Genomic DNA, 2,356 nt, shown 5'->3' with positions numbered 1-2,356 from the left:
ACTGTACCCGCCTCTGTTAAAAGCCGGGCAGCCTCTTCGGCAATCTTCTGCTTCATGGATTTACTCCTGTTCTCATTAAAACAGGTCATCCTCCGCCTGTGGCTGTTCGTCCAGCACATCAAGGAGCTCCGGATTGAAAATCCGCCTCGACCGTAACGTCCTCGAAGTCAGCGCCGTTATGGACAATGCCTTCAGGCTGCAGCGGTTCGGTCTCCGCGACGCCATCCAGTGCCACGCGCATGTAATCTATCCAGGCAGGCAGCGCCGCTCGTCCACCAAACTCGCGCCTGCCGAGTGACAACGAGTTATCAAGACCAACCCATGCAACTGCAACCAGTGATTCATTATAGCCGTTGAACCAGGCGTCCTTATAGTCGTTTGTCGTGCCTGTTTTACCCGCAAGATCCTTGCGTCCGAGTACTTTCGCATCCTTGCCCGTACCCATGTTGATGACATCCTTCATCATCGAGTAGATTAAATAGCGGTTTTCCACACTCACCGTCCTCGGCGCCTGCTCGTCCGTGGGGCACACCTCGCAGGCCCTGAGCGGTTTCGCCCGGTAAATCGTGCCGACACCTTCCTGCTCGATACGTACGATCTGGTAAGGATTCACCAGGTAACCACCGTTGGCAAAGACACTGTAGCCGCGAGCCATCATCATTGGCGTCACCTCGGCACTGCCGAGCGCAAGGGCGAGGCCACGCGGCAACTTCTCCTTCTCAAAACCAAAGCGAGTGACGTGATCTAGCGCAAAATCGATACTGATACTGCGTAACAGGCGAATCGAAATCAGGTTCTTGGAGAAGGCCAGCCCCTGTCGTAATGCTGTAGGGCCAGTGAATTTTCGATTAGCGTTGGATGGCTTCCAAACTCCTTCCTCAAGCGTTTCATCCTCGATCACAACTGGCGCATCATTAATAATGCTCGACGGCTGATAGCCCGCAGCAAGCGCAGCCGAATAGATAAAGCCCTTAAAACCCGAGCCAGGCTGGCGCGATGCCTGGGTAACACGATTGAATTTGCTGTGAAAAAAAGCATAGCCGCCTGCAAGCGCTATCACTGCTCCTGTATGCGGATTGAGTGACACAAGTGCACCCTGTGCCTTGGGTATCTGTGCAAGTCGCCAGTAACTGCGCAACTCGCCCTTGTCATCCTTTTCGTTCTCCGCATAAGCGATACGAACGAGGTCTCCCGGAGAGGCAACATCTGCCGCTCTCTTCGGCTCCTTGCCGCGACGGTTGACTGACACATAGGGCGAAGCCCATTGCAGTCCTTGCCAGCCTATCGTGCGTCGACTTCCATCTGCGTGTTCGACTACAATCTCACGCTCCGAGGGTATATCCACGACAATCACGGGCAGCAATTTCCCGACTGCCAGCAACCGGCCAAGCTGTCGGGCACGCTCATTCGCATCCTGCCAACCAGCTATCTGCGCCTCGGGACCGCGATAGCCATGGCGCATGTCATAGGCATCGAGCGCTGATCGCAACGCCTTGTTTGCAGCTCGCTGCAGTCGGTTTTTGACTGTTGTATGCACGTGAAAACCGCCGGTGTAGGCAGCATCACCGAAACGCTCGACCATTTCGGCACGCACCATCTCGCCAATATAGGCTGCTCCGAGTTCGATTTCAGGCGTATGGCGAGAAGCTGTGATTGGCTTCGCTGTTTCTGCCTCGTAAACGGCATCGCTGATATGCTCGAGTGTATGCATGCGCTTGAGAACGTGATTGCGGCGTTTCAGCGCACGCTCAGGATTCGTCAGCGGATTATTCGATGATGGCGCCTTGGGCAGGCCCGCGATCATGGCAATTTCGGCCAGGCTCAGCTCGTCGAGCTCTTTATTATAGTAAGTATGTGCCGCCGACGTGATGCCGTAGGATCTGTGCCCCAGGTAAACCTTGTTTAAATAGAGAGTGAGGATTTCATCCTTCTCAAGCTCCCGCTCAACACGCAGGGCGAGCAGAATCTCCAGGACTTTGCGCTTGTAGCTCTTCTCTGGCGAGAGGAAAAAATTACGCGCCAGCTGCATGGTGATGGTACTGCCGCCCTGCTTCTTGCGCCCGGTCTTGATGAGACTGACAACAGCACGCAGCAGGCCCTTATAGTCGACACCCGGATGAGTGTAGAAGTTGGAATCCTCAACAGCGAGAATCGCCTTCACCATCGCATCCGGAATCTCTTCGCGTGTCAGGGGTTCACGACGTTTCTCACCATATTCCGAGATCATATCTCCTTCGGCTGAATAGATACGCAGGGGTATTTGCAAGCGAACATCACGCAGTGCCTCGGCATCAGGCAGCTGCGAATCAAGGTAAAACCACGCAGAAGCGACACCAAGCGACACCAAGCGACACCA

Annotated in this window: 1 protein-coding gene; it reads right to left on the bottom strand. The window is 54.8% G+C overall.

The window, feature by feature from the left end; translation table 11 throughout:
* Positions 1–118: 118 nt before the first annotated feature.
* Positions 119–2,356: penicillin-binding protein 1A (locus BOW51_RS09990; RefSeq protein WP_078477588.1), on the bottom strand; the 2,238-nt coding region annotated here is incomplete at its 5' end.

Source organism: Solemya elarraichensis gill symbiont, assembly GCF_002021095.1.
GTDB lineage: Bacteria > Pseudomonadota > Gammaproteobacteria > Chromatiales > Chromatiaceae.
Note: the sequence above shows the minus strand (reverse complement) of the source record. Positions and strands in the feature narration are given on the sequence as shown.